This is a genomic window from Paenibacillus lactis, assembly GCF_017873605.1.
GTDB classification, from domain to species: Bacteria; Bacillota; Bacilli; order Paenibacillales; family Paenibacillaceae; genus Paenibacillus_AQ; species Paenibacillus_AQ lactis.
The window spans coordinates 1-1,952 of record NZ_JAGGKI010000044.1 but is presented as its reverse complement, the minus strand read 5'-3'; the positions used below and the strand labels follow the sequence as shown (position 1 = coordinate 1,952).

Below are 1,952 nucleotides of genomic sequence, written 5' to 3'. Positions count from 1 at the left end.
GGCGGCCTTCGGGACAGAGGAGACAGGTGGTGCATGGTTGTCGTCAGCTCGTGTCGTGAGATGTTGGGTTAAGTCCCGCAACGAGCGCAACCCTTGATCTTAGTTGCCAGCACTTTGGGTGGGCACTCTAAGGTGACTGCCGGTGACAAACCGGAGGAAGGTGGGGATGACGTCAAATCATCATGCCCCTTATGACTTGGGCTACACACGTACTACAATGGCTGGTACAACGGGAAGCGAAGCCGCGAGGTGGAGCCAATCCTAAAAAGCCAGTCTCAGTTCGGATTGCAGGCTGCAACTCGCCTGCATGAAGTCGGAATTGCTAGTAATCGCGGATCAGCATGCCGCGGTGAATACGTTCCCGGGTCTTGTACACACCGCCCGTCACACCACGAGAGTTTACAACACCCGAAGTCGGTGGGGTAACCCTTACGGGAGCCAGCCGCCGAAGGTGGGGTAGATGATTGGGGTGAAGTCGTAACAAGGTAGCCGTATCGGAAGGTGCGGCTGGATCACCTCCTTTCTATGGAGTACCTCGCTTCCGTAGCGAAGCGGTACAAATACGGTCAGCGCAAGCTGCCGGAATAGACTTTACGAAGTAAAGTCAACCAACTCACTCGTTGGTCAGTTTTGAGAGGTCAATCCTTTCATACATACGTTTGGTGATGATGGCGGAAGGGTTCCACGCGTTCCCATACCGAACACGACCGTTAAGCCTTCCAGCGCCGATGGTACTTGGACCGAAGGGTCCCGGGAGAGTAGGACGTTGCCAAGCGTATGATATGGGCCCTTAGCTCAGCTGGTTAGAGCGCACCCCTGATAAGGGTGAGGTCGGTGGTTCGAGTCCACTAGGGCCCACCATAACAACTTTATATACTTCCTAATATGGGGCTATAGCTCAGCTGGGAGAGCGCCTGCCTTGCACGCAGGAGGTCAGGGGTTCGATCCCCCTTGGCTCCACCATATTCTTAACGCTTCCATAAATTGCAGGTTGTACTGCGATGGAGGTTGTGGTAAGATAATCTTCCGGTCGAAAGACTGGCATTGATCCTTGAAAACTAGATAACGAAACGAATTTGCGTTTTAGAAATATCCTTTTAGCTGAACTTGTGTCAAAACAAGTTTCAATAAAAGTAGCACGCGAAGGTTTTGGGATCATCGATCCTTTGGGAGCTTGTTTCACCATTGAGTGGTTTTATCCAATCAGGAAACAAGCGGACAACAGAGCGATGAGCACAATAACCGGAGCATAAGGTTAAGCTACTAAGAGCACACGGAGGATGCCTAGGCGCTAGGAGCCGATGAAGGACGTGGCGAACAACGATACTGCCTCGGGGAGCTGTAAGCAAGCTTCGATCCGGGGATGTCCGAATGGGGAAACCTGGCTGGTGTAATAGCCAGTCACTTCTGCCTGAATACATAGGGCAGCTAGAGGCATACCCAGGGAACTGAAACATCTAAGTACCTGGAGGAAGAGAAAACAAGAGTGATTCCGTCAGTAGCGGCGAGCGAACGCGGAACAGCCTAAACCAGAGAGCTTGCTCTCTGGGGTTGTGGGACGTCTCACATGGAGTTACAAAGGTTTAGATTAGACGAACAGGTCTGGAAAGGCCGGCCATAGAAGGTAAAAGCCCTGTAATCGAAAATGTGAACCCTCCGAGACGGATCCCGAGTAGTGCGGGGCACGTGAAACCCCGTATGAATCCAGCAGGACCATCTGCTAAGGCTAAATACTCCCTAGCGACCGATAGTGAAGCAGTACCGTGAGGGAAAGGTGAAAAGCACCCCGGAAGGGGAGTGAAATAGAACCTGAAACCGTGTGCTTACAAGAAGTCAGAGCCCGATCGATGGGTGATGGCGTGCCTTTTGTAGAATGAACCGGCGAGTTACGTTCCCATGCAAGGTTAAGGCGAGAAGCCGTAGCCGCAGCGAAAGCGAGTCTGAATAGGGCG

Annotated in this window: 2 tRNA genes and 3 rRNA genes; all 5 read left to right on the top strand. The window is 52.4% G+C overall.

The features are described from left to right. A 16S ribosomal RNA gene (locus J2Z18_RS30240) occupies positions 1-523 on the top strand; the annotation flags it as partial. 135 nt (positions 524-658) lie between these two features. Continuing rightward, positions 659-775 (top strand): 5S ribosomal RNA (gene rrf / locus J2Z18_RS30235). Between the two features lie 9 nt (positions 776-784). Further along, a tRNA-Ile gene (locus tag J2Z18_RS30230) sits at positions 785-861 on the top strand. 26 nt (positions 862-887) lie between these two features. Continuing rightward, a tRNA-Ala gene (locus tag J2Z18_RS30225) sits at positions 888-963 on the top strand. Positions 964-1,253: 290 nt separating this feature from the next. Further along, a 23S ribosomal RNA gene (locus J2Z18_RS30220) occupies positions 1,254-1,952 on the top strand; the annotation flags it as partial.